The 23,240-nt window shown below is 68.1% G+C and carries 26 protein-coding genes and 1 pseudogene; 11 read left to right on the forward strand and 16 right to left on the reverse strand.

The features are described 5' to 3' along the window. Window positions 1–262: 262 nt before the first annotated feature. Window positions 263–1,594: pseudogene (locus JOD27_RS23490) on the reverse strand (OFA family MFS transporter); the annotation flags it as partial. Between the two features lie 253 nt (window positions 1,595–1,847). On the opposite strand from JOD27_RS23490, the gene JOD27_RS23495 reads away from it, so the two are divergent. Further along, window positions 1,848–2,264 (forward strand): DUF485 domain-containing protein, encoded by a 417-nt coding sequence (locus JOD27_RS23495; protein ID WP_204764399.1) that lies wholly within the window; start codon window positions 1,848–1,850, stop codon window positions 2,262–2,264. A gap of 3 nt (window positions 2,265–2,267) precedes the next feature. After that, window positions 2,268–3,848 (forward strand): monocarboxylic acid transporter, encoded by a 1,581-nt coding sequence (locus JOD27_RS23500; RefSeq protein ID WP_204764400.1) that lies wholly within the window; start codon window positions 2,268–2,270, stop codon window positions 3,846–3,848. Between the two features lie 27 nt (window positions 3,849–3,875). On the opposite strand, the gene JOD27_RS23505 is transcribed toward JOD27_RS23500, so the two are convergent. The 3 genes from JOD27_RS23505 to JOD27_RS23515 are packed head-to-tail and all read right to left on the reverse strand — an operon-like array spanning window position 3,876 to window position 6,387. Next, on the reverse strand, window positions 3,876–4,523 hold the full coding sequence (locus JOD27_RS23505) for a response regulator (RefSeq protein WP_204764401.1): 648 nt from the start codon (window positions 4,521–4,523) through the stop codon (window positions 3,876–3,878). Then, a complete protein-coding gene (locus JOD27_RS23510; RefSeq protein ID WP_204764402.1) occupies window positions 4,520–5,899 on the reverse strand; it encodes a sensor histidine kinase in 1,380 nt (459 codons plus the stop codon). Before JOD27_RS23510 ends, JOD27_RS23505 begins: the two co-directional genes overlap by 4 nt. An 8-nt stretch (window positions 5,900–5,907) precedes the next feature. After that, window positions 5,908–6,387, reverse strand: a complete 480-nt coding sequence (locus tag JOD27_RS23515) for a phosphatase PAP2 family protein (protein WP_307830290.1) — start codon at window positions 6,385–6,387, stop codon at window positions 5,908–5,910. Between the two features lie 168 nt (window positions 6,388–6,555). Here JOD27_RS23515 and JOD27_RS23520 point away from each other — a divergent pair, with 168 nt between their 5' ends. After that, on the forward strand, window positions 6,556–7,683 hold the full coding sequence (locus JOD27_RS23520) for an MFS transporter (protein WP_307830291.1): 1,128 nt from the start codon (window positions 6,556–6,558) through the stop codon (window positions 7,681–7,683). Here the strand turns inward: JOD27_RS23520 and JOD27_RS23525 are convergent. Beyond that, window positions 7,614–8,183, reverse strand: a complete 570-nt coding sequence (locus JOD27_RS23525) for a DinB family protein (RefSeq protein WP_204764403.1) — start codon at window positions 8,181–8,183, stop codon at window positions 7,614–7,616. The two genes, JOD27_RS23520 and JOD27_RS23525, sit on opposite strands and share 70 nt — an antisense overlap. 49 nt (window positions 8,184–8,232) lie before the next feature. On the opposite strand from JOD27_RS23525, the gene JOD27_RS23530 reads away from it, so the two are divergent. Together JOD27_RS23530 and JOD27_RS23535 are read left to right on the forward strand one after the other, a co-directional pair. Continuing rightward, a complete protein-coding gene (locus JOD27_RS23530; protein WP_307830292.1) occupies window positions 8,233–9,219 on the forward strand; it encodes a prenyltransferase/squalene oxidase repeat-containing protein in 987 nt (328 codons plus the stop codon). 97 nt (window positions 9,220–9,316) lie between these two features. Next, on the forward strand, window positions 9,317–9,838 hold the full coding sequence (locus tag JOD27_RS23535; protein ID WP_204764404.1) for a DinB family protein: 522 nt from the start codon (window positions 9,317–9,319) through the stop codon (window positions 9,836–9,838). 55 nt (window positions 9,839–9,893) lie between these two features. Here JOD27_RS23535 and JOD27_RS23540 read toward each other — a convergent pair whose 3' ends face one another. Beyond that, window positions 9,894–11,468 (reverse strand): alkaline phosphatase family protein, encoded by a 1,575-nt coding sequence (locus tag JOD27_RS23540; RefSeq protein WP_204764600.1) that lies wholly within the window; start codon window positions 11,466–11,468, stop codon window positions 9,894–9,896. Window positions 11,469–11,551: 83 nt separating this feature from the next. Here JOD27_RS23540 and JOD27_RS23545 point away from each other — a divergent pair, with 83 nt between their 5' ends. After that, the gene (locus JOD27_RS23545; RefSeq protein WP_204764405.1) at window positions 11,552–12,214 is read left to right on the forward strand and encodes a RibD family protein; all 663 of its coding nucleotides are present in this window, start codon (window positions 11,552–11,554) and stop codon (window positions 12,212–12,214) included. Here JOD27_RS23545 and JOD27_RS23550 read toward each other — a convergent pair. Both JOD27_RS23550 and JOD27_RS23555 read right to left on the reverse strand, forming a co-directional pair. After that, window positions 12,195–12,596, reverse strand: coding sequence for a DoxX family protein (locus JOD27_RS23550; RefSeq protein WP_204764406.1), 402 nt, complete (start codon window positions 12,594–12,596; stop codon window positions 12,195–12,197). The genes JOD27_RS23545 and JOD27_RS23550 overlap by 20 nt on opposite strands. Continuing rightward, window positions 12,589–13,323, reverse strand: coding sequence for a CDP-alcohol phosphatidyltransferase family protein (locus tag JOD27_RS23555; RefSeq protein ID WP_204764407.1), 735 nt, complete (start codon window positions 13,321–13,323; stop codon window positions 12,589–12,591). The genes JOD27_RS23550 and JOD27_RS23555 overlap by 8 nt, the downstream gene beginning before the upstream one ends. A gap of 41 nt (window positions 13,324–13,364) precedes the next feature. Here JOD27_RS23555 and JOD27_RS23560 point away from each other — a divergent pair, with 41 nt between their 5' ends. Both JOD27_RS23560 and JOD27_RS23565 read left to right on the forward strand, forming a co-directional pair. Beyond that, complete coding sequence (locus tag JOD27_RS23560) at window positions 13,365–14,348, forward strand: zinc-dependent alcohol dehydrogenase (RefSeq protein WP_204764408.1); 984 nt, start codon at window positions 13,365–13,367, stop codon at window positions 14,346–14,348. Continuing rightward, window positions 14,335–15,042 carry a creatininase family protein gene (locus JOD27_RS23565; protein WP_204764409.1) on the forward strand — a complete coding sequence of 236 codons (708 nt, stop codon included), beginning with the start codon at window positions 14,335–14,337 and terminating at the stop codon, window positions 15,040–15,042. Before JOD27_RS23560 ends, JOD27_RS23565 begins: the two co-directional genes overlap by 14 nt. Here the strand turns inward: JOD27_RS23565 and JOD27_RS23570 are convergent. The 4 genes from JOD27_RS23570 to JOD27_RS23585 are packed head-to-tail and all read right to left on the reverse strand — an operon-like array spanning window position 14,956 to window position 18,070. After that, window positions 14,956–15,918: a lysylphosphatidylglycerol synthase transmembrane domain-containing protein gene (locus JOD27_RS23570; protein WP_204764410.1), complete on the reverse strand. Its 963-nt coding sequence runs from the start codon at window positions 15,916–15,918 to the stop codon at window positions 14,956–14,958. The genes JOD27_RS23565 and JOD27_RS23570 overlap by 87 nt on opposite strands. A gap of 16 nt (window positions 15,919–15,934) precedes the next feature. Then, the gene (locus JOD27_RS23575) at window positions 15,935–16,714 is read right to left on the reverse strand and encodes a class I SAM-dependent methyltransferase (RefSeq protein ID WP_204764411.1); all 780 of its coding nucleotides are present in this window, start codon (window positions 16,712–16,714) and stop codon (window positions 15,935–15,937) included. Beyond that, complete coding sequence (locus tag JOD27_RS23580; protein WP_204764412.1) at window positions 16,711–17,706, reverse strand: glycosyltransferase family 4 protein; 996 nt, start codon at window positions 17,704–17,706, stop codon at window positions 16,711–16,713. Before JOD27_RS23580 ends, JOD27_RS23575 begins: the two co-directional genes overlap by 4 nt. Next, the gene (locus tag JOD27_RS23585; protein ID WP_204764601.1) at window positions 17,660–18,070 is read right to left on the reverse strand and encodes a 6-pyruvoyl trahydropterin synthase family protein; all 411 of its coding nucleotides are present in this window, start codon (window positions 18,068–18,070) and stop codon (window positions 17,660–17,662) included. Before JOD27_RS23585 ends, JOD27_RS23580 begins: the two co-directional genes overlap by 47 nt. Window positions 18,071–18,164: 94 nt before the next feature. On the opposite strand from JOD27_RS23585, the gene ribA reads away from it, so the two are divergent. Both ribA and JOD27_RS23595 read left to right on the forward strand, forming a co-directional pair. Continuing rightward, the gene (gene ribA / locus JOD27_RS23590; RefSeq protein ID WP_204764413.1) at window positions 18,165–18,800 is read left to right on the forward strand and encodes a GTP cyclohydrolase II; all 636 of its coding nucleotides are present in this window, start codon (window positions 18,165–18,167) and stop codon (window positions 18,798–18,800) included. Window positions 18,801–18,838: 38 nt separating this feature from the next. Next, window positions 18,839–20,020: a metal-dependent hydrolase family protein gene (locus JOD27_RS23595; RefSeq protein WP_204764414.1), complete on the forward strand. Its 1,182-nt coding sequence runs from the start codon at window positions 18,839–18,841 to the stop codon at window positions 20,018–20,020. Here JOD27_RS23595 and JOD27_RS23600 read toward each other — a convergent pair. The 3 genes from JOD27_RS23600 to JOD27_RS23610 are packed head-to-tail and all read right to left on the reverse strand — an operon-like array spanning window position 19,978 to window position 21,562. Continuing rightward, window positions 19,978–20,922 (reverse strand): NAD(P)-dependent alcohol dehydrogenase, encoded by a 945-nt coding sequence (locus JOD27_RS23600; RefSeq protein WP_204764415.1) that lies wholly within the window; start codon window positions 20,920–20,922, stop codon window positions 19,978–19,980. The two genes, JOD27_RS23595 and JOD27_RS23600, sit on opposite strands and share 43 nt — an antisense overlap. Beyond that, a complete protein-coding gene (locus JOD27_RS23605; RefSeq protein ID WP_204764416.1) occupies window positions 20,919–21,143 on the reverse strand; it encodes a helix-turn-helix transcriptional regulator in 225 nt (74 codons plus the stop codon). Before JOD27_RS23605 ends, JOD27_RS23600 begins: the two co-directional genes overlap by 4 nt. After that, complete coding sequence (locus JOD27_RS23610; RefSeq protein WP_204764417.1) at window positions 21,140–21,562, reverse strand: hypothetical protein; 423 nt, start codon at window positions 21,560–21,562, stop codon at window positions 21,140–21,142. Before JOD27_RS23610 ends, JOD27_RS23605 begins: the two co-directional genes overlap by 4 nt. 150 nt (window positions 21,563–21,712) lie before the next feature. On the opposite strand from JOD27_RS23610, the gene JOD27_RS23615 reads away from it, so the two are divergent. After that, window positions 21,713–22,564 (forward strand): serine hydrolase, encoded by an 852-nt coding sequence (locus tag JOD27_RS23615; protein WP_239568290.1) that lies wholly within the window; start codon window positions 21,713–21,715, stop codon window positions 22,562–22,564. On the opposite strand, the gene JOD27_RS23620 is transcribed toward JOD27_RS23615, so the two are convergent. Then, window positions 22,542–23,228, reverse strand: a complete 687-nt coding sequence (locus JOD27_RS23620) for an SDR family oxidoreductase (RefSeq protein ID WP_204764418.1) — start codon at window positions 23,226–23,228, stop codon at window positions 22,542–22,544. The genes JOD27_RS23615 and JOD27_RS23620 overlap by 23 nt on opposite strands. Window positions 23,229–23,240 lie beyond the last annotated feature (12 nt).

A 23,240-nucleotide genomic window follows, 5' to 3' on the forward strand; every position in this document is an offset into this window, starting at 1 on the left:
CGGCTTCGGCGGTGATCTCTTCCGCGGCCTCGGACTCGTCAGCCTTGGCAGCGATCTCCTCGGCGACCTCGGACTCGTCGGCCTCGGCAGCGATCTCCTCCGCGGCCTCGGACTCCTCAGCCTCGGCAGCGATCTCCTCCGCGACCTCGACCGCGGCGGCCACGGCGGTGACCTTCTCCGCGACCTCAGGTTCCGCGGCCTTGTCCGCAGCCTTCTCCGTGACAGTCTCCGCGGTCTCGGGTTCCGCGGCCTCGACGACGACCTCGTCCGCGACCTTCGGCTCGTGGAACTTCGGGTTGACCGGGCGGACCAGCTCGTTCGCGACGAAGCCGACGACCAGCAGCGAGATCATGATGTAGAACGACGTCGCGTACAGGTCAGGACCGACGTGTCCGGCCTTCTTGCCCGCGTCCGCGATCGCGTTGACGATCAGCGGTCCCAGCACGCCGGCGACCGACCACGCGGTCAGCAGGCGACCGTGGATCGCGCCGACCTGGTAGGTGCCGAAGAGGTCGCGCAGGTAGGCCGGGATCGTGGCGAAACCGCCGCCGTAGAACGACAGGATCACCATCGCCGCGACCACGAACAGCGGGGTGCTGGTCGGGCCGAACGTCAGCAGCACCAGGTAGAGCAGGGCACCGACGCCGAGGTAGAGGCGGTAGATGTTCTTGCGGCCCACGATGTCCGAAGTGGACGACCAGACGAACCGGCCCGCCATGTTCGCGGCGCTGAGCAGCGCCACGAAACCGGTGGCGGCGGTCGCGGCGACCGGCGTCGAGGACTCCTTGAAGAAGTCGACCAGCATCGGCGCGGCCTTCTCCAGGATGCCGATGCCAGCGGTGACGTTGAAGCACAGCACGACCCAGAGCAGCCAGAACTGCGGCGTCTTGATCGCGTTGTTCGCGGAGACGTTGAAGGCGACGGAAGCCTTGGGCTTGTCCTTGAGGAGCTCCGCCTTCTCCTTGGTGAACTCCTCGGAGGGCAGGCGGACCAGCAGCACGCCGACGCTCATGAAGATCGCGTAGACGATGCCGTGGATGAGGAACGCCTTGCCGATACCGGAAGTGGAGGTGTTCCCGAACGCCGTGAGCATCGAGGTCGACCACGGGGAGGCGATCAACGCACCGCCGCCGAAGCCCATGATCGCGATGCCGGTCGCCATACCTGGCCGGTCGGGGAACCACTTGATCAGCGTCGAGACCGGCGAGATGTAACCGATGCCGAGGCCGATGCCGCCGACCAGGCCGTAGCCCAGCACGACTACCCAGTACATGCCGGCCCACACGCCGACCGCCGAGATCAGCAGACCGGAGCAGAAGCAGAGCAAGGAGGTGAACATCGCCCACCTCGGGCCCTTGCGCTCCACGGTCGTGCCGAGCACCGCGGCCGAGAGCCCGAGCATCACGATGCCGAGCTGGAAGGGCAGAGCCGACTGCGTTCCCGTGATACCGAGAGATTTCTCCAGCGGCGTCTTGAAGACGCTCCAGGCGTAGGCCTGACCAATGGAGAGATGAATCGCCAGTGCTGCGGGCGGAACGAGCCAGCGGTTCCATCCGGGAGGCGCGACTGTGCGTTCGCGCGCTAAGAACCCCACTATATCCCCAACCGTCACCAGAAACGCGGACCGGATGATCCTAGGCCAGGCGTACACGTGCGACAACGGCCTGGACCCGTCTCCCGCTGTTGCATCCGCCGCAACTTCGGCGCAACACAACCGAGCTATCCTCGCGTCCGACCATTTGAGACGAATGCAGTGTCCGGTTTTGCCCGTTTCACGGTACGGGAGCACGTTGACTGCACACGTGAGACCGCTACAGTGTGGCGCGCACGCAGAGGGGCGGGACTACATGACCAAGGCGATGTGGCCGCCTGGAGAAACACAGCACGAACACCAGGAATTGCGGGGCTTCGCGTCGTTCGACGACCCCGAGTCTTTGTCGTACGTGGATTCGAACGGCAAACCGAACTTCGTGCTGATTCAGCAGACCGACGAATTCCGCACCCTGCGGCGGCGGCTCACGACGTTCGTCTTCCCGATGACCGTGTTGTTCCTCTCGTCCTACTTGACCTTCGTGCTGCTGTCCGCGTATGCGCGAGACTTGGTCAGTACCAAGGTGATCGGCGTCATCAACCTCGGGATCCTGTTGGGACTCGGGCAGTTCGTGGTGTCGATCCTCATCACGCTCGGCTACTCCCGTTACGCGAAGCGACGGCTGGACCCGCAGCGCACACTGATCGCAGAGAAGACAGGCGTCGAGGAGTAACACATGCCCACCACCGGCAACCCGGTGCTGAACCTCAGCGTCTTCGCCGTCTTCGTCCTGATCACCCTCTACATCGTCTACCGCGCCAGCAGCCGCAACGTCACGGCGTCGGACTACTACGCCGCGGGCAGCTCGTTCACCGGCGCCCAGAACGGTGTGGCGCTGTCCGGTGACTTCCTGTCCGCCGCGTCGTTCCTCGGCATCTCCGGCGGTATCGCGGCGCACGGCTACGACGGCTTCCTCTACTCCGTCGGCTGGGTCGTCGCGTGGCTCGTCGGCCTGCTGCTGATCGCGGAGGGCCTGCGCAACACCGGCCGCTTCACCGTCGGCGACGTGCTGGCGTTCCGGATGCGGCAGCGCCCGGTCCGCGCGGCCGCCGCGAACGCGACCCTGGTGATCTCGTTCTTCTACATGATCGCGCAGATGGCGGGCGCCGGCGGCCTGATCGCGTTGCTGCTCAACGTGCACTCGAAGTGGGGCCAGGCGCTGCTGATCGCGGTCGTCGGCATGGTCATGGTGCTCTACGTGCTCGTCGGCGGCATGAAGGGCACGACCTGGGTGCAGATCATCAAGGCCGTCCTGCTGCTGCTCTGCGTGACGCTGATGACCGTCTTCCTGCTCGGCAAGTTCGGCTTCAGCCTGTCGGCGATCATGCAGGAGGCCACCGAGCACAACAAGCTCGGTGAAGCGGTCCTCGACCCCGGTGCGAAGTACGGCATCAGCACGATGTCCAAACTGGACTTCGTCTCACTGGCGCTGTCGCTGGTGCTGGGCATCGCGTCGCTGCCGCACGTGCTGATGCGCTTCTACACGGTGCCGAACGCGTCCGAGGCCCGTCGTTCGGTCGTGTGGGCGACCTGGACGATGGTCATCTTCTACCTGTGCACGCTGGTGATCGGCTTCGGCGCGATGGCACTGGTGGGCACCGACGCGATCGCCGCGGCACCGGGTGGCGAGAACTCCGCGGCACCGCTGCTCGCGTTCCGCATCGGCGGCGCGGTCCTGCTCGGCGTCGTGTCCGCGGTCGCGTTCGCCACGATCCTCGCGGTCGTCGCGGGTCTGACCCTCGCGGCGTCGGCCTCGTTCGCGCACGACGTCTACGCGAACGTGATCAAGCGCGGCAACGCCGAGCCCCGCAAGGAGATCCGCGTCGCCCGGCTGACCGCCGTGGTCGTCGGCGTGCTGTCGATCATCGGCGGTATCGCGGCGAACGGCCAGAACGTGGCGTTCCTCGTGTCGCTCGCCCTCGCGCTGGCGGCGTCCGCGAACCTGTCGACGATCCTCTACACGATCTTCTGGCGGCGCTTCAACACGACCGGCACGCTGTGGAGCATCTACGGCGGTCTCGGGTCGTGCCTGACGCTGATCATCTTCTCGCCGGTGATGTCCGGCTCGAAGACGTCGATCTTCCCGGACATCGACTTCGCGTGGTTCCCGCTCGGCAACCCCGGGCTGGTGTCGATCCCGTTCTCGTTCCTGTGCGGGTTCCTCGGCACGATGTTCTCGCGGCGCGAGCCGGAGCACGCGGCCAAGGCGGCGGAGATGGAAGTACGGGCGATCGCCGGGCTCGGCACGAAGGCCTGATTGTCGGGCCTGATTCGTAGGGCCTGATCAGCCGGGGATGATCCCCGACTCGTGCGCGATGATCGCGGCCTGCACGCGGTTGCGGACACCCAGCTGCCGCAGGATCGTGCTCACGTACACCTTCACGGTGCCCTCGACGACGTGGATCCGTGCGGCGATCTCCCCGTTGGACAGGCCCGCGCCGACCAGGCCGAGCACCTCGCGTTCCCGCGCCGTGAGCACCTTGATCCGTTCCGTCGCGCCCGACCGCGGCCGGGCCTTCGCGAGCTGGTCGACGACCCGCTTGGCGACCAGAGGTGACAGGTAGGCGGCGCCGGTCGCGACGGCGCGGACCCCGGAGATGATCTCCTGCGGGTCGCCGGTCTTCAGCACGAACCCGGCGGCGCCCTCCCCCAGCGCCCTGCTGATGTAGGTGTCGTCGGCGAACGTGGTCAGCACCAGCGTTCGCGTCTCCGGGTGCCGCTCGCGGATCAGCGCAGCCGCGTCCAGCCCGTCTACGCCGGGCATGCGGATGTCGAGCACGGCGACGTCGGGCCGGTGCCGCGCAACGAGATCGAGCGCCTCGCCGCCGTTCTCCGCCTCCGCGACGACCTCGATGTCGCCGCCGGTCGCGAGGACCGCCTTCACACCGAACCTCACCACGGGCTCGTCGTCCGCGAGCACCACCCTGATCAACCGCTTCTCCTGACGAGCCACTCCTTGGACACGAGCCGATCATCCCGGAAGCACAGCTGGTGCAGGTCGTGGCGGTCGCTGTCGAACGGGTTGCCGTGCGTGCTGTAGTAGTGGCATTCGGTGCCGGGCGGCGCGGTGACGCCGAGCGGGTTGTCGACGCGGGTGCGCAGCGGCAGGTCGAGGTCGTCGTCATCGGCCCCCAGCTTGGCCTGCGCGAACTGCTGCGGCGTGAGCACCGACGTCACCGCGTCGAACACCATGTAGCCCGGCACGCCGATCGCGATCACCGCGCACACGACGGACGTGATCAGCACGGTTCTCCTGGCGCTCTTGCGGATCTCCTCCTCGGTGCTCTGCCTTCGCACGTGCGTGGGCGTCGTCCTCGGCAGCGGCCGTTCGGGAAGCTTCGCCCTCACCTCGAACCCGCCGTCGTCGCTCGGCGCCGCGTCGAACCAGCCGCCGACGAGCGCGACGCGTTCGGCGAGGCCCACCAGTCCCTTGCCGCTGCCCACCGCAGTGGTTTTCGGCGCCGGCCCGTTGGCGATCCGCAGCTCCAGGTTCGCGGTGAGGGTCACCGTGACCTTCGCGCCGGGAGCGTGCTTGATCACGTTCGTCAGCGCCTCGGCGGTCACGCGGTGCACGGTTCGCGCGATGATCCCGTCGATCGCCGTCCTGCGCCCGTTGGTCAGCTCGACCTCGAGTCCGCTCCTGGCAACGACTTCCTCGATCGTCGCCACGGGTTCGTCCGTGTCCGCCCTGAGCACCTGCATGACGTCGGCGAGCCGTTCCGCCGCCGCGGTGACGCTGGTACGGGCGGTCCTGGCCGCCTCCCGTTGCTGCGCGGTGAGAGTCGGCTCCAGTTCCAGCGCACCCACGAGCAGCGCGGCCCGTGCGAGCTCGTGGCCCACCAGATCGTGCATCTCGCCGGCGAGCCTGGCCCGTTCGGAGTCGCGGGCGTTGTCCGCGTCCCGCTCCAGCAACGCCGCGTGTTCCCAGCCGACCTCCCGCAGCTCCGCGAACCGCCGCCGGAACCGCCCGAAGGCCCACGGCACGACACCGAGCACGCCGACGCCGGACGTGACGGCGAGCGCCGTGTCCGACCCGCCCCGCTCGGTCAGGGCGGCCACGACACCGGCGACCTCGGCCACGGCGAACGCGATCGCCGTGGCCCGCGGGTCCTTCGCGTGCCGCCCGGCGAGGAAGCTCACCAGTGCCAGCGCGGGAGCGAGCGCGACCACCCGCACGTCGAACTCGACGCTGACGAGATAGCAGACGAGCCACGCGCCCAGCGCGATCCCGAGAGCGACCGCGGGACGCTTGCGGACGAGGGCGAACGCCACGACGAACAGGGCGAGGTAGAACACGGCCTCCCACACGGAGTCCATCATCCCAGCCGTTGCAGAACCACCGTCGGGGCGTCGTCAGGAATGGCCTGCTTCTTCTTCAGCACCACCGCGATCCCCCAGGAAACCAACGCTCCCAACGCAAGCCCCGCCAGCACGTCGTGTACATAGTGGACACCGACGATCACCCGCGACGCCGCCGCCGCGAGCGCGCAGACCGCTGCCACCCAGCCGAGAGTCCGGTGCATCGCCCAGATCGCCATCGCGGACGCGCCCGCGATCACCGAGTGGTTGCTGGGGAACGACCAGTCGCCGTGCGGCGGGCACTCGGCGAGCGAAGGCGCTGTGCGGCAAGGCCGTTCCTCCCGCACGACAAGTTTGATCACCTCGCTCACCGCGTACGCCACCACCACTCCGGCGCCGGCGAGGAAAGCACGCAACCGGAGTTTCACCGCGAGCCACGCGAACATCAGCACGAACACACCCAGCACCGCGTCGGTGCCGATCACCAGCCAAGTCACCCAGTCGAAGATACGAAGACCGCGGCCCGCACACCTCTGCCGATCGGAACCGGGCAACCCTTACTTTCGACAAGGTCCGGTCTGGACGGACAACGCGTGTTCACGCTGCGGTGACGGCCGGAACGGGGAGAATGCGCAGGACGATCCCCGGGAGGAGGGCGACTCGGTGTGCTGACCCAGCGTGCGGCCATTGCTCTCGTCCAGGTTCTCGGGCTGGCCGTGTGGTTTTCGATGTCGGCGGTCGTGCCCTCGTTGCGGCACGAGTGGGGCATCAGCGCGGGGGCGGCGGTGTGGCTCACCGCCTCGGTGCAGCTCGGGTTCGTCACCGGTGCGGTCGGCGCCACCGTGCTCAACCTGGCCGATCGGGTGCGGCCGCACCTGTTGCTCGCGTGTTCGGCGGCGGCTGGGGCGGTGTTCACACTGGTGCTCGGGCTGACGGTGGACGGGCTCGGGGCGGCGGTTCCCCTGCGGTTTCTCACCGGGGTGGCGTTGGCCGGGGTCTATCCGGTGGGCATGAAGCTGATGGCCTCGTGGTCGGAGAGCAGGAACCGAGGGCGGGCGCTCGGGGTGCTGATCGGGGCTTTGACGCTCGGGAGTGCGCTTCCGCACGTGTTCGGGCAGCTGCCGTGGCGGCAGGTGCTCGTGACGGCGGCGGGGATCGCGTTCGTCGGTGCGGTGACGGCGTTGGTGTTCGTGCGGCCGGGGCCGTTCGTCACCGCCACCACCGCGCAGCTCAACCCGCGGTATGCCGTGCAGATGTTCCGCGAGCGCAAGCCGCGGCTCGTCAACCTCGGCTACTTCGGGCACATGTGGGAGCTGTACGCGTTGTGGACGTGGCTGCCCACGTTCTTGTTGAGCGCCAACACACCCGCTGGGCTCACCGTTTTCCTCACGATGGGCGTGGCGGGGTTCGCGGGCTGCCTCGTCGGCGGCTGGGCTGCCGACCGGTTCGGGCGGGCGCCCGCCGCTGTGGGTGCGCTCGCGGTGAGCGGGACCTGTTGTCTCCTTTCGCCTTTGGCCTGGGGAACGCCGATGCTGGTCGCGTTCTGCGCGGTGTGGGGCGCGTCGGTGATCGCGGACTCCGGGGTGTTCTCGGCGTCGTTGAGCGAGGTCGCCGACCCGCGGTACGTCGGAACGGCACTCACCGCGCTGACCGCCATCGGGTTCGGGCTGACGGTGGTCAGCATCCAGCTCGTGCCGCTGCTGGCCGAACTCGTGACCTGGCGCTACGCCTTCCTGCTGCTCGTGCCTGGGCCGGTGATCGGGGCGCTCGCCATGCTCAGGACCAGGTCGTAGTAGCCATCGGGGTTGTCGGCGCCGGAGCGGCCGTCGATCAGCTCCCGCACGACGTCGCAGTGGCCCGCGTGCTGCGCCGTCTCCGCCACGACCCGGACGAGCAGGTGGCCGAACGTCGTCCGGCGCTTGTGCTCGGGCCACCACGGCACCGACGCCGGCGCGTCCAGCGGCAGGTGCGCGATCGACGAGTCGCTGTGCTGCCAGGCCTGCCGATAGAGGTCGAGCAGGTACTCACGGCTCTCGTCGGGCTTGGCCCACATGTCGCCGTTCTCCCAGATCGACCTGTCCTCGACCCACGGCAGCGTGACCGGCGCGGGACGACCGACACTGTCGCCCAAATAACCGAACTCGATGCCGATGAGGTGCTTCACGAGACCGAGCAGGTTGGTGCCGCTGGGCACGAGGGGGCGGCGCACGTCGTACTCGCCCAGTCCGTCCAAAGAGGACACGACGGAGTCACGCGAGGCCTGCAGGTAGTGGCGGAGATCATCGGCGGTCATGGTTCGACATTAGCGACGGGGTCTGACGGTTTCTGGAAGCCTCGGGACCGTGCAGAAACTCATCCTCGCCGCCGTCGTCGGCGCCTCCCTCGTCACCACCGCCGTCCCCGCCCAGGCCACAGCCCACAGAACAGACGCCGCCGCGGGTTGGCTCGCGAGACAGATGGCCGACGGCGAACGGCTCGAGACCGAGTTCGGCGGCGTCAAGTACCCGGACCACGGCCTGACCATCGACGCGATCTTCGCGTTCGCCGCCGCGAGGAACGCCGACGACTACTCCGACCGCGCCATCGCCTGGCTGGCCAAGCCCGAGGTCAGGGACGCCTACGTGGGCACCGGCGGCGAGGCGTACGCAGGCGCGCACGCCAAGCTCGCCGTCGCGGCCCGCGTGAAGGGCAAGAACCCGAAGGACTTCGGCGGCGTCGACCTGATCGCTGGACTGAAGGCGTTGCGGGCGCCGTCCGGCCGGTTCTCCGACCGCTCGCAGTTCGGCGACTTCTCCAACGCCTTCACCCAGTCCTACGCCCTGTTCGCGCTCGGAAAGGACGCCAAGGGCGCCGCCTACCTCGCGAGCAGCCAGTGCCCCGACGGCGGTTTCCCCGTCACGTTCGAAACCTCGCCGTGCGTGAGCGACGTCGACGCCACGGCGATCGTCGTCCAGGCGCTGCGCTCCCAGGGCAAGCCGACCAGCGACGCCATCACGTGGCTGCGGTCGAAGCAGCAGGCCGACGGCGGTTTCCCGAGCGCTGTCCAGAATTCAGACATGGGGAGCGGTTCGAACGCCAACAGCACGGGTCTCGCGGCCCAGGTGCTGAACGGCAGGCCCGCGGCCATGGCACGCGCCTACCTGAAGTCGTTGCAGGTCGGCTGCACCGGCCAGGAAGCCGACCGGGGTGCGATCGCGTTCGACGCATCGGGCTTCAACCAGGCCAACGCACCGCGCGCGACGGCGCAGGCCGTTCTGGGACTGACCGGCGCGAACCTCGCGACGCTGCGCAGCGGCGGCCCGGACGGAGCACCCCGGCTCGCCTGCTGAAAAGTTCCGCACGATCGTTCGTTGTTTAGGACAGAGGCTGACCGCAAGCCTTCCTAGAGTTCTTCTTGTCGGGACAAACGAACGAAGGACAAGAGCGATGACCACCACCGAGATCCTCACCGGCGAGCGCGCGGACCTCCTCGAGACGCTGCGGCAGCACCGCTGGTTCCTGACGTTCACCGCGCAGGGCCTCACCGACGAGCAGGCCGCGTCCAGCCCGACGGTGAGCGCGTTGTCGATCGGCGGTCTCATCAAGCACGTCACGTCGGTCGAGGAGAGCTGGGTCAGGTTCATCGAGCTGGGCACCGAGGCGATGGCGTTCGACCCCGAGTCCGACACGGCCCACGCGGACCACGAGGCCAGCTTCAGGATGGCGCCCGGCGAGACGCTGGCGGGCCTGCTCCAGCGGTACCACGAGGTCGCGGCCTACACCGACCGTGTCGTCGAGACGGTCGACCTCGACCTCTCGCACCCGCTGCCGGCGGCCCCGTGGTTCCCCGAGGGCAAGACCTGGTCGGCGCGGCGCGTGTTCGTGCACATCGTGGCCGAGACCTCGCAGCACGCGGGCCACGCCGACATCATCCGCGAGACGATCGACGGCCAGAAGACGATGGGCTGAGGCCGCACTGGATGAACGGTGCATTGTCCACGTGAGGTGGACAATGCACCGTTCATCAGGGACGCGGGGAGCTGAAGGTCGAGAGGAAATGGTCCCGGAAGTCGCTCATCCGCGACACCGGGGCCGATCCCGAAGGCCTGATGCCTTCGTCCCACTTCCAGGCCTCGACCCGCGACAGCACGGCCGGGTCCTTGGCGACGATGGTGATCGGCACGTCCCGCGAGGCTCCCTCGCCGGTCACCATCTGCGCCGGCTGGTGGTCGCCGAGGAACACGAGCACCAGGTTCTCGTCGCCGTAGCGCTCGACGTAGGAGATGACCGACTCCAGCGAGTACGAGATCGAGTGGCCGTAGTCGGCGCGCACCGCGGCGGGGTCGCGGCCGAAGATGGACTCCGGCGGGTCGTTCGAGGCGGGCATCGTCCGGTAGATCGAGCCGTCGCCCAGCGCGGACCAGTCGACCGTGTCCGGTGTCGGTGACCACGGCGCGTGCGAGGACACCATCGGGATCGCCGCCATCACCGGCTGGTGTTCACCCGAACGCTCGGCACGTTGGAACGCCTCCAACGTGAACTGGTCCGGGGTCGTCGCGTAGCCGAACCGCGGTCCGGTGTACCCGAGGTCCTGCGCCTGGTAGATCTTGTTGTAGTGGAAGAAATCCCCTTCAGGCCACGCCTGCGTGATGCCGGGGACCACGCCCACCGAACGCCAAGACGCCTCGCGGAACGCCCGCGGCAACGTCAGCCGGTCCGAGGCCACGAGGTTGCGGTAGCGCTGCTGGTTGTCGATCCACAGCCCGGACAGCAGCGTCGCCTGGGCCATCCAGCTGCCGCCGCCGGCCGTCGGTGACGTCAGCAGGGCCGACTTGGCCGTGTACCCGGCCGCCTTCAGCCGCTCGTTGCCCTGGGCCAGCTTCGCCGTGACGTCCGGAAGATCCAAAGCGGACTTCCCGTAGCTCTCCACGAACGTGATGACGACATCCTTGCCCTGCAAGGAGGACAGCAGCCCCTGCTGGCCGCGGTAGGAGTCCACGGACGCCTCCGCGGCGAACGCCTCCTGGTCCTTCAGCCCTGCCTGGAAGCGCCGCGCGTGATCCACCAGCGATGTCGCCGCCGCGTCCGAGTACACCGGAACTCCAGGCACGGCAAGGGAAACGCATGCCACGACCGCGAGCGCGACGGCACGGATCGCGGCCGGACGCCGCCGAGCCGAGACGGAGCTGAGCCGCAGCACCGACAGCGAGGCCAGCGCCACGATCCCCACGACCAGCGCCACGGCGGCCAGCACGGCGAAGACGGAGGCGACGCGGCCGAACGTCACGTCCACGAAGTCGACGGCGGGCACCAGCAACGGCCAGTCCAGCACCAGGTCGAACGGCCGGTACAGCACCATGTCGAAGCCGATGTCCATGATCTTCACGACCGTGAACAGACCCAGCGCGACGCCGCCCGCGATGGCGAACGGCTTGCGGATGCGGTCCGGCAGCAGCACCAGCACCATGACGCCGATCAGGCCTTCGAGCGGCACCCGCAGGAACGCCTCGAACGTGAACTTCTCCAGGTCGCTCGGTGCGATGAGCACGAACAACACGAACAGCCCCGCCAAGACCGTGGCCGTCCGCCGCAGCATCATCTTCACCGAGAATCCCCTTTCCTGACCTATGAGGTAAACGCGGCACAACCCGCGCCCGGTTCAACTGCACTACCATCGAGCCTGTGACCCGCCCGCACGTTCTGCTGAGCGTCGCCGTCAGCCTCGACGGCCACATCGACGATCGCGGCACCGAGAGGTTTCCGCTTTCCAACGCCGAGGACTTCGATCACGTCGACCGGATGCGTGCGGAGTCGGACGCCATTCTGGCAGGGGCCGAGACACTGCGGCGCGACAACGCGCGGTTGCTCGTCTACAGCGACGAGCGGCGTGCGCAGAGAATAGCGGAGGGCAAACCGGAGTACCCGCTGCGGGTCACCGTCACGAGAAGCGGGCAACTGGACCCTGAGCTGCGGTTCTGGCACTGCGGCGGCGCTCGGCTGGTCTACACTGCGACGACTCCGACGACGGTGGACCACCTCGCCGAAACCAGAACTTTCAGCGATTTCTCAGAAATTCTGGACGATCTGGGCGCACGCGGCGTGAGAAAGCTCATGGTCGAAGGCGGCACGAGCATTCACACGGCGTTCCTCAAAGCAGGGCTCGTCGACGAGATCAGGGTCGCGGTCGCGCCGATGCTGATCGGACAGGCGACGGCCCCGCGTTTCGTGAATCCCGCCGAATTCCCCGGTGGACCGGCTCGCCGATTCCACCTGGAGGACGTCACGAAAGTCGGGGACGTCGCCGTGCTGCGCTACTTCCCGAAAGTCACTTCCGCACCAGTCTGAGCAGGCCGAGGATCTGCTCGCGGCGGTAGATCGCGATGATCAGCGCCCACACCATGAAGATGATCGGCATGGTGGCGCCCTTGAAGCCGCCGTTCGTCACGAGGAAGAGCTCGGTGAGGGCCGCGCCGCCCATGATCCCGGCCAGCGCCAGTGCCGCGATGCCGCAGACGCGCGGGATCAGCAGGCCCAGCGCGGCGGCGATCTCCAGCACGCCGGTGAAGTAGCGGAACCACTGGCCGAAGCCGATGTCGTCGAACTTGGCGACGAACTGGTCGGTGAAGAGCGCGTAGCCGTTCATCACGAACTGCACGGCGAGCACGATCTGCAGGATCCAGACGACGATGTTGCCGATCTTCGCCGCGGTTGAGGTCTGCTCAGGCATGGCGGGATCCTCCCACCGACACACTGGCGTTGCGCCAGAGCCAAAGGACATCGCGGCCGAAGGACCACACGAGCGAGGCCAGCGCGAGACCGACGAGAACACCGGCGAACGGGACCACGCCGGACGCCGCCACGACGAGGAAGATGCCCTGCACGGCGGCCACGACCTTGCGCGCGTAGCTCGCCGGCAGCGGCGCGTTCATCCAGCGGAACTTCCACGACACGGCCACGAACACGTACCGCATGAGCCCGATCGCGAGCACCCACGGCCCCATCTGCACGGCCACGTACGCGCTCAGGACCAGGATCAGGAACGCGTCGACCTCCATGTCGAACCGCGCGCCCAGCGCGGTCGACGTGCCGGTGCGGCGAGCGACCTGGCCGTCCACCCAGTCGAGTGACAAAGCCACTGCCGCGAGCGTCACGACCAGCGCCACCGGAACGTCCTGACCAGCACGATCTGCCACCAACGCCGTCACGGCGCCGACCATCAGGCCGCGGGCCAGGGTGACCCGGTCAGCGGGCCCCAACGACGCCGTGCGGTGCCGTTGCATGCCGTAGCCGAGGAACGCCCAGGTCGCGAACCCGTAGGCCAGGCCGGCGGCCCAGCCCAGCGGACCGAGGCCGGCGGTCACACCGACCACGCCCAGCAGGAGTACCTGAGCGGCTGCCCACGCGGCAGGCTCGCGTACGACAGGGGACGTCCTGGTGTGCTGAAGTGTGATCATCAGGTGCTCCTGGTGAACTTCGTGCGGCGGAGGTGTTGTGAGTGACACGTACGGCGAGTGCCTTTTGGCTCAATGAATCCGGAAAAGGAGAGGTTCGGCAGGTCACACTCGCCGAGCCGGGGCCGGACGAGGTGCAGGTGCGCACGCTGTTCTCCGGGGTCAGCCGCGGCACGGAGACCCTCGTGCACCGCGGTGCTGTGCCCGAGAACCAGTACGCGGTGATGAGGGCTCCCTTCCAGGAGGGCGAGTTCCCGTGGCCGGTGAAGTACGGGTACCTCAACGTCGGTGTCGTTGAACATGGCCCCGAACGACTGCGCGGGCGCACGGTGTTCTGCCTCTATCCACATCAGACTCGTTACGTGGTCCCGGAAACCGCCGTCACGGTCGTTCCGGACACGGTTCCGGCCGCGCGGGCGGTGCTCGCGGGCACCGTCGAGACGGCCGTGAACGCGGTGTGGGACGGGCATCCGCTGATCGGCGACCGGATCGCGGTGGTCGGCGGCGGCATGGTCGGGTCGAGCGTCGCAGGGGTGCTGGCGACGTTCCCCGGTGCGCGCGTCCAGCTCGTGGACGCCGATCCCAGCCGGCAGGCGGTCGCTGATCGGCTCGGTGTCGGATTCGCCTTGCCGGACAACGCTCTCGACGGCTGCGACCTCGTGTTCCACGCCAGCGCGACGGAACCCGGCCTCACGACCGCGCTCAACCTGCTCGCGCCGGAGGGCCGGGTCGTCGAGCTCAGCTGGTACGGCGACAAGAAGATCGCGGTGCCGCTGGGCGAGTTCTTCCACTCGCGCCGGCTCACGATCCGCAGCAGCCAGGTGGGCACGGTCGGCCGTCCGGACCGCACGTACGCCGAACGCATGGCGCTCGCCCTCGACCTGCTCGCCGACGACAGGTTCGACGCGCTCATCACGGGACACAGCGCGTTCGAGGAGTTGCCGGACGTGATGCCGAAGCTGGCCGACGGCGAGATCCCGGCGCTGTGCCACCGGATTGACTACGGTCGAACGCATGTTTCCGAGTGACACCACGGTCGACGTCCGCGACCACCGCGTGGCCGTGCTCCCGGTCGGCAGCACCGAACAGCACGGCCCGCACCTGCCGCTCGCCACGGATTCGGTGATCGCGTGGACGATCGCAGCGGAGATCGCCGCGCGGTACCCGGTCCGGCTGCTGCCGCCGATCCAGTTCTCGTGCTCGCAGGAGCACGCCGGCTGGCCGGGCACGGTCAGCATCTCCGCGCGCACGTTGGTCTCAGTCATCACGGACATCGCGGACTCTTTGCGGCGCAACGGTGTCACGGGCCTGGTCCTGGTCAACGGCCACGGCGGCAACTACGTGCTGTCGAACATCGTGCAGGAGAGCGAGGACCTGGCTGCCCAAAAAATGGCACTGTTTCCCGGACGTGACGACTGGGCGTTCGCGCGGGAGAAGGCCGGCATCGAGACCTCGGCGTACAGCGACATGCACGCGGGTGAGCTGGAGACCTCGATCCTGCTGCACGCTCACCCCGATCTGATCCGGCCCGGTTACGAGACTGCCGACCACCTGGCGGAGGATCGGCGGCACATGCTCACCCTGGGTCTGACGCCGTACACGGAGTCCGGCGTCATCGGGCGTCCCTCCCTGGCGTCAGCGCGCAAGGGCGAGCTCCTGCTCGCGGGACTCGCCGAGTCGTTCCGCCACTACCTCGGGCTTTTCGACCTTGGTCCGGCGTGAGAGGAACAGCACGGCCGCACCGGGCAGTGCCGCGATCAACGCCAGCACGCCGTAGACGATGCCCGTGGTGAAACCGTGCTGGGCGCCCAGTCCGGCGGCACCGAACGCCACCGCGAGGAACGCCTCGCGCGGCCCGAAGCCGCCGATGTTCACCGGGATCGCCATGATCAGCAACGCCAGCACGACGACCGGCGCGAGCTGCGTGATCGTGGCCTGCGACCCGGCGGCGCGGGCGGCGACCACGAACATCGCCACGTACCCGGCGACCGTGGCGGCCGACAGCGCGACGACCGCGGGCCAGGTCCTGAACGACAGCAGCCGGATGCCGTCCGCCAGCGTGTTGACCAGCACCCGGCGGACGGGCCTGATCTGCCAGCCGACGACCGCGGCAACGGCCAGACCAGCGAGGATCAGCCCGACCGCGGTGCCGCTCAGGTCGAGGTCGAAGCCGGGCGCGGGGTGCAGGAGGAGCACCGCGAGCCCGATCCCGATGAGCACCAGTTGCCCGGCGAAGCGCTCGAAGAACACGGCCCGCACGCCACGTCCGACGTCGCCGGACTCACGGCCGTGGTTGACCGCGCGGTGCACGTCGCCGAGCACGCCCGCGGGGAGCACGGCGTTGACCAGCAGCGCCCGGTAGTAGTCGCTGACCGCGGTGCGCATGGTCAGCGACAGGCCGAGGCGGCGCGCGACGATCACCCAGCGAGCAGCGCTGAGCAGGGTCGTCACGAACCCGATCGCCAGCGCGGCGGTGACGGAGAACGCGTCGATCGCGCGCAGTCCGTCCACGAACGCCCCGGTGCCGAGGCGCAGGCCCACCGCAATCAGGATCGCCACCGCCAGCAACAGCCGAAGCCACGGCCAGAACTTCTTCATCACACAGCACCCCGGATCATGGCTTGGCTGGTATCGCTAGCAGGTCGACGTGGTGGACCACCGCGGAGGCCTCTGACCTGCGGCGCAGGTAGTCATCAGCCTCAGCGGCAAGTGCGGGTTCCTGCTCGACCGCCGCACCGACCCAGCCCTTCAGCCATTCGCGCTGCAGGGCGTCGGAGTTCAGGCGCCACGGGCTCGAAGCCGTCCGAACCGAAGCGCCGGCTGCCACGAATGCCTCTTCGGCAGCGGCCGGAGCGTCCGGTCCAAGAAGTTTGCGCCCGTCCACGACGCGGCGCTGGTGAGCGTTGAACGCGTCCTGGAAGGCGGCGTCGAGCGACTCGGCCGGGTCGAACTCGATCCGGCCTGCCACCGAGAGCGTGAACAGTGCGGGCACATGTGCTTCTACGCATGCAACCGCCAGAGCGTTCATCTCGTTGGTAGTGAGCAAGTCGAGCAGCGCGGAGCAGGTGACCAGGTCAGCGCCCGCGAGGTCGGCGGCGGTGAGCGCGGTGAGGTCGCCCTCACGCGTCTCGACGGTGACGTCCTTCAGCTCGCTCATGCTGGCCTCCGCCAGCCCGAGCAGCCGGGGGTCGCGGTCGTGCAGCACCCAGTGCTGTACGCCGCCGAGCCTCCCGGCGAGCCATCGTCCCATCGATCCCGTGCCACAACCCAGGTCACGGATCGTCAGCGGGTTTCGGTTCACCAGAGTTTCGCGGAGCACGTCCACGAGCTCCGTCGAGCGTGCGGTTGCGTCGGCGTTTTCCCGCAGTGCCAGCCATTCCGGCGCGAAGGTCATGGCCGCAGACTAGCCAGCACCCTCCGCAGATCCTCTGTGGACTTGTCCCAAGTGGACAGAGTACCCCGTCGTGTCCGGGCTTTCGCGCGCAACTCGGCGCGGAATTCCCGATCTTGGAACCACCGCGTCAGTGCAGCTTCCCATGCATTTTCGTCGCCCGGCGGCAGCAGCAGGCCACCGTCTCCGAGGGCGTCCGGTACGGCACTCGCGATCACCGGCAGACCCCTGGCGAGCGCCTCGGTGACGACCATGCCGTACGTCTCGGCCCGGGACGCCAGCACGAACAGGTCGGCATCGGCATATGCCCTGGTCAAGGCGTCACCGACCAGCGGTCCCCGAAAGCTGACCCGATCGTCTTCCGGGAGTCGGCCGACGAACGGCCGCAGCGGCCCCACGCAGTCGAGCCGCCACTCGTAGTCGATCTTCTGCAACGCTCTGATCAGCAGGTCGTGGCCTTTGCGGGGTGTGATCGAGGCAACGCAGAGGAGTTGGCTGACGCCGTCCGTGCCGGGTGCTTCCGGCGCTGGATCCGTGCCGGGCACGACCACGTGCACGGTCTCGATGCCGTGGCGTGTCCTGATGTTGTTCGCGGCCGTCGGACTGGTCGCGATGACCGCGCTCGCAGCCCGCAGGACCTGCCGTTCCTTCTCGTCGAGCAGAGCGGCCGTCGTGGGATCGAGGCCCGTTTCGTCGGCCAGCGGCAGGTGGACCAGCACGGCGAGCTTCAAGCGTTGGGCATGCGGCACGACCACCTCGGGCACACCGCAGCCGACCAGGCCGTCCAGCAGCACCACGTCGCCGTCCGGGATGGCCGCAAGCGTTTGCTCCAACGCTGTGGTGTCGCGTGGACGCGGCCAGTCACCAGCGACGGTCAGGCGGGTGAGCCCTGCTCCGACCCTCAGGTCGTAGACGTTGCCGCCGCTGGGACTGGCCGGATCGTCGACGTCAGCCGGTAGGACGAAGTGCACGTTCGTAGCTCGCCCACGCGACATGAGACTCGTGGAGTGTGACGGCGATCGCATCGATGCCGTGAGCACCCTCACCCAGAGCGCCCTCGGAGATCTTCTCCGCAAGCTGGTCGGCGATGTGCTTCGCGAGGAACTCCGTGGACGTGTTGATGCCCTTGAACTGCGGTTCCTCGTCCAGGTTGCGGTAGTTGAACGCCGCCAGGACCTTGTTCAGCTCCTGCGTCGCGAGTCCGATGTCGACAACGATGTTGTCCGAATCGAGTTCAGCACGTTTGAACGTAGCGTCCACCAGGAACGTTGCTCCATGCAGACGTTGTGCCGGACCGAAGACCTCGCCGCGGAAACTGTGGGCGATCATCACGTGATCGCGGACGGTGATGCTGAACAGGATGACCTCCGCTGTGCGGTCGGGTTACGGTGCGACCTCGCATCCGAGCGTAGTTGACCGCTCGGAAGGCGCCAGGTTGACGAGGGGACCCGAGATGTTCGAACAGGCCTTCAACGACGAAGACGTGGCGGAGTCCGACCTGGTGACGCGCCGCGGCACCTTCCGTGCGGTGGCTTTCCGCGCGGACGGCCACGAGCACATGGCACTCGTCTACGGCAAGACGAAGCTGCGCGAGAACGTGCTGGTGCGCATCCACTCCGAGTGCATGACCGGTGACATCTTCGGCGCGATGCGCTGCGAGTGCGGCGAGCAGCTGGACGCCGCGCTGAGCACGATCGTGCGCGAGGGCAGCGGCATCCTGATCTACCTGCGGGGCCACGAGGGCCGCGGAATCGGTTTGGTGGCAAAGGTCCGCACGCACGTCCTGCAGGACGCGGGGCTCGACACCCTGGACTCGGCGACGTCGCTCGGCCTGCCCGTGGACATTCGCGACTACTCCCCCGCGGCTCGGGTGCTGAAGCACCTGCGCGTGCAGTCCGTTCGGTTGATGTCCAACAACCCGGACAAGATCGCGGCGTTGGAGGAGAACGGGATCTCCGTCACCTCGCGGGTGCCGCTGCTGATGGCGCCGAACACGCACAACATCGCGTACCTGACGGCCAAGCGGGACCGGCTCGGGCACGACCTGCCGCAGGTCGAGGAGTTCTCGCAGCTGCCGCACGCCCGCTGACCATTGCTTTCCCAGGATGTGGCGCTCAGAATGTCCCGATGCTGGCGCTGCGGGCGGAGCGTGCGTTCGACGGCGAGCACTCGCTCGCCGGACCGGTCACGGTCCTGACCGAGAACGGCACGATCAAGGCCGTCGAGCGGGGCCATCCGGACATCCCCGGTGCCGAGGTCGTCGACCTCGGCACCGCGACCGTCCTACCCGGACTGATCGACACCCACGTCCACCTGTGCGCGGACGGCCGGAACGGCGCCCTCGAACGCGTTCCGGGACTCAGCGCGGAGCAGCTCGACGCGGTGATCGCGGACAGCCTCGAACGTCACCTCAGGGCGGGCGTCACCACGGTCAGGGACCTGGGTGACCACCAGTGGGCCGTGATCGAGCAGCGAGGCCGGCACGTCCAGCGCGTCCTCGGTTCCGGACCGCCCATCACCAGCGTGGGGGGACACTGCTGGTCGATGGGCGGCGAGGCCTCCGGCGAGGACGAGCTGCGCCTGGCCGTGCGGACACGGGCCGAGCGCGGGGTGGACGTCGTCAAGGTCATGGCCAGCGGCGGGTTCGCTACGCCCGGCACGCAGGTCGGCGACTGCCAGTTCACCGAACAGGAACTCCGCGTGGTGGTCGAGGAAGCGCACGCCCACGGCCTGCCGGTGACCGCCCACGCCCACAGCCTGGCCGCGGCGCAACGGGCCGTGGCCGCGGGCGTGGACGGCATCGAACACCTCACCTGCCTCACCGACCGGGGCATCCAGGTTCCCGCCGACCTGATGGAAGCCCTGGCGGAAGCGGACATCGCGGTGTGTCACACGCTCGGCATCACGCAGGAACCACCGCCCTTCATGAAGGAGGCGTGGGACAGGATCGGCATGAGCTACACCGCCAAGGTCAGCATGGCGGGCCTGATGTACGACCACGGCGTGAAGACCGTCGCGGGCACGGATGGTGGCATCGCCGAGAGCAAACCGCACGGGGCGATCGCCTACTCGGTCGCCGATCTGGTGAGGAGCGGTGTGCCGAACGCGGGTGCGCTGGCGAGCGCCACCAGTCAGGCCGCGAAGGCGTGTGGTGTCGCGAAAGGAATGCTGAAGCCCGGCTGGGACGCGGACATCATTGCCGTGCAAGGAGATCCGATGCGGGACATCACGGCGTTGCACAACGTGCTCACCGTGGTCGTCGGCGGTCAGATCGTGACGACGACCTTGCCCCTCGACCGTCGCGTGTAGACGTAGTCGATCGCGTCGAGTGCTTCGGACAACGGGAACGTGCGGTCCACCGGCGGCTTGATCCTGCCCGCTTCGATCAGCACGCGCAGCTCGTCGAAGACGTCGGCGCGTTCCGTGGACATCAGAGGCACGAACTTCTGCGACACGAACGGATTCAGCGCGACCGAGGCCAGCGACCGCTCGAATCCGCCCGTCACCGAACCGCCGGTCTCGGCACCGACGAGCACGATCCGCCCACGTGGTGTCGAAGCCCTGCGCAGCCTGGACAACGGCCGTTCACCACCGCAGGACAGGATCAGGTCGTACGTGCCGGTGAAGTCCGCGACCGTGTAGTCGACGACCTCGTCCGCGCCCAACGACCGCACCAGCTCCACCTTGCTCGTGCTGCACACACCCGTGACGTGTGCGCCGAGGGCCTTCGCGATCTGCACTCCGTACGACCCGACACCACCACCGGCGCCGAGCACCAGAACCCGTTGTCCCGCTTGCACTCCGCGCAGCCCCTGCAGCGCGGTCCCGCCCGAGATCGGCACCGCGGCCGCCTCCGCGAACGAGATGCCGGCGGGCTTGCGCGCCAGCCGTGCGACCGGCGCGACCGCGTACTCGGCGAACGATCCGCCGCACGTACCGAACACCTCGTCGCCGGGCGCGAACTCGGTGACACCGGGCCCGACCGCCGCGACCACACCGGACACGTCCCTGCCCGGCACCGGCGACTTCGGGCCGCGGAACCCGAACCCGATGACCCGGATCAGGTACGGCTTCCCGGTCAGCAGGTGCCAGGTGCCCATGTCGACGCCCGCCGCCCGCACCTCCAGCAGAACCTCACCCTGCCCAGGCACAGGCACATCCAGCTCACCTAGCACCGCCGATCCATATCTTCGTTGCACCACAGCCTTCACGCCGTCTCCTCCTCCGGATACTGGAACACCTCTTCGAGCGACACCTGGAACACGCGCGCGATCTTGAACGCGACCTCCAGCGAGGGCGAGTACTTCCCCTGTTCGATGGCGATCAACGTCTGCCGCGTCACGCCGATGGCTTGGGCCAGATCGGCCTGCTTCATCTCGCCGTGGGCGAACCGCAGCGCGCGGATGGAGTTCGTGACCTTCGTGGGCTTCATTCCATCCCCCGCCGGTAGGCGGAGATCTTCGCCATCGAGCCGAGCACCGCGGACAGCACGAAGCACAGGTAGAGCACGTTCGCGATCCAGAAGTGCGCGGCCTCGACCATCGCCAGCGCCATCGCGGACACACCCCCGATCGCCACGAACGACTGACCGATGTGTTCGCCGAACCGGCCGATCTCGCGGTCGCGTTCGTCGCTCTGCAGGCCGTCGTCGCGCGCCGCGATGCCGAACCAGATCCCGGACACGATGCCGGCGACGATCCCGAGCCCGATCGTCCACAACATCGCGCCCGCGTACGGCACCTCGGCTAACGGCCGCCCATCGGCACGACCCAGGACAAGCAGCACATACACGGCGTATCCGACCACGGCGATGATCGCCAAGGCCCACGCGCGCTTCTCCTCGTACGCCATGGTCCCGCTCCAGATGTCAAAGAAACCTGACACGGCCAAGGTAAAGCGAAGCAGACACCGTGTCAAACATCTTTGACTTGACCCCCGTTCTTGATCGACGCGTCCGTATGGCGGTGGCCTCCTCCGATCGGAGGCGTTAGCGTGCGGCACATGCTCCGTCCGATCCTTGTTGCGCTCGCGCTTGCCCTGACCGCGTGCGGCCATGCCGAGACGGCGCAACCACAGGAACCGCCGCGGCACACGCCCGCGGCTGCGCCTCTCGTGGCGACGCCCGAGGTCTGCCCGATGCCCGACAGCGGATTCGACTGCGAGTTCCAGAAGCGCATCCAGAACGCGAAGAACTACGCCGAGACCAGGCCGGGCATCATCGGCATCGTGCTGCGGGACCGCAAGACCGGGGCGATGTGGCGCAACGACCACGCGGGCGAGCTGACGTGGACCGCGTCGACGATCAAACTCGCGATGATCGTGAACCTGCTGGAGCGCAACAGGTCCGGCAAGATCAAGCTGACCGCCGACGACCGCCGCCTCATGACCGCGATGCTGCACAGTTCCGACGACGACGCGGCGGACACGTTGTGGAAGCGCTACACCGGCACGACGTTCAACGCCGCGTTCCCCAAGTACGGGATGGCCGATCTGGTGGCCCAACGGGGTTATTCGGCCAACTTTCCCTACTGGGGCTTCGAGAAGTGCACGACGAACGACCTCGACCGGCTGATCAACTACGTGCTCGACACCGTGCCGGCCGAGGACCGCGCGTACATCGTCGAGCAGATGCGCCAGGTGGGGCCCGAACAGCAGTGGGGCGTCTGGGGTCCGGACTCCGGCGCAAAGAACGGCTGGTCGGAGGAGGACGGCGGCTGGGTGATGAACTCCGTCGGGTTCGTCGGGAAGGACGAGCGGTACACGCTCGCCATCATGAACAACCTCAAGGGTGAGGGCGGCTACAACGAGGGCCGCGAGACCGACACGGAGATCACCCGGATCCTGTTCCGCTGACCATCGGCTCGAAGTGGAACGAGCGGATGAAGCAGTCGCGTGGCTGATTCACGGCGAACAACACGCAATCGGCCACGGACTGCGCGGTCAGAACGCCGTGGCGCGGCGCGTGGTCGTCGTTGTCGAAGTCCGGTGGGTACACCGAGATCACGCGGATTCCCTCCGGCCGCAGCCGTTGCGACATGATCTCCGCGTGCCGGCCCTGTCCCGCCTTGGCCGCGTGGAACGCAGCGTGCGCGATGTGTTGCGGGTCACTGCGCGACTCGGCTTCCTGCGACACGATCGTCACGACGTCCGGACGGTCGGAACGCCGCAGCAACGGCAGGAAGTTCTCGGTCGCCAGCACAGTTCCGGCCGATCCGGACAGGATCGTCCGCACGATGCTCTCGTCGTCCGCTTCGGACTGTGCGAGAAACGCCGCACCGTTGTTGACCAGTACGTCGACGTGGCCGAGCAGCTGTTCTGCCTGTTCCGCACAGCGCCGGACCGACGCCGGATCCGTGAGGTCGCACTGCAGCGCATGGGCGTCCGGTAGTTCGTCGCAGGTGCGTTGCGCGGCAGCGAGATCGCGCGCCGTGACCACGACCGTCGCGCCCTGAGCCGCGAACCGCCGCGCGACCGTGCGCCCGAAACCCCTGCCACCACCGGTGATCACGACGTTCACACCGCACATGCT

Source organism: Lentzea nigeriaca, from assembly GCF_016907955.1.
GTDB lineage: Bacteria > Actinomycetota > Actinomycetes > Mycobacteriales > Pseudonocardiaceae > Lentzea > Lentzea nigeriaca.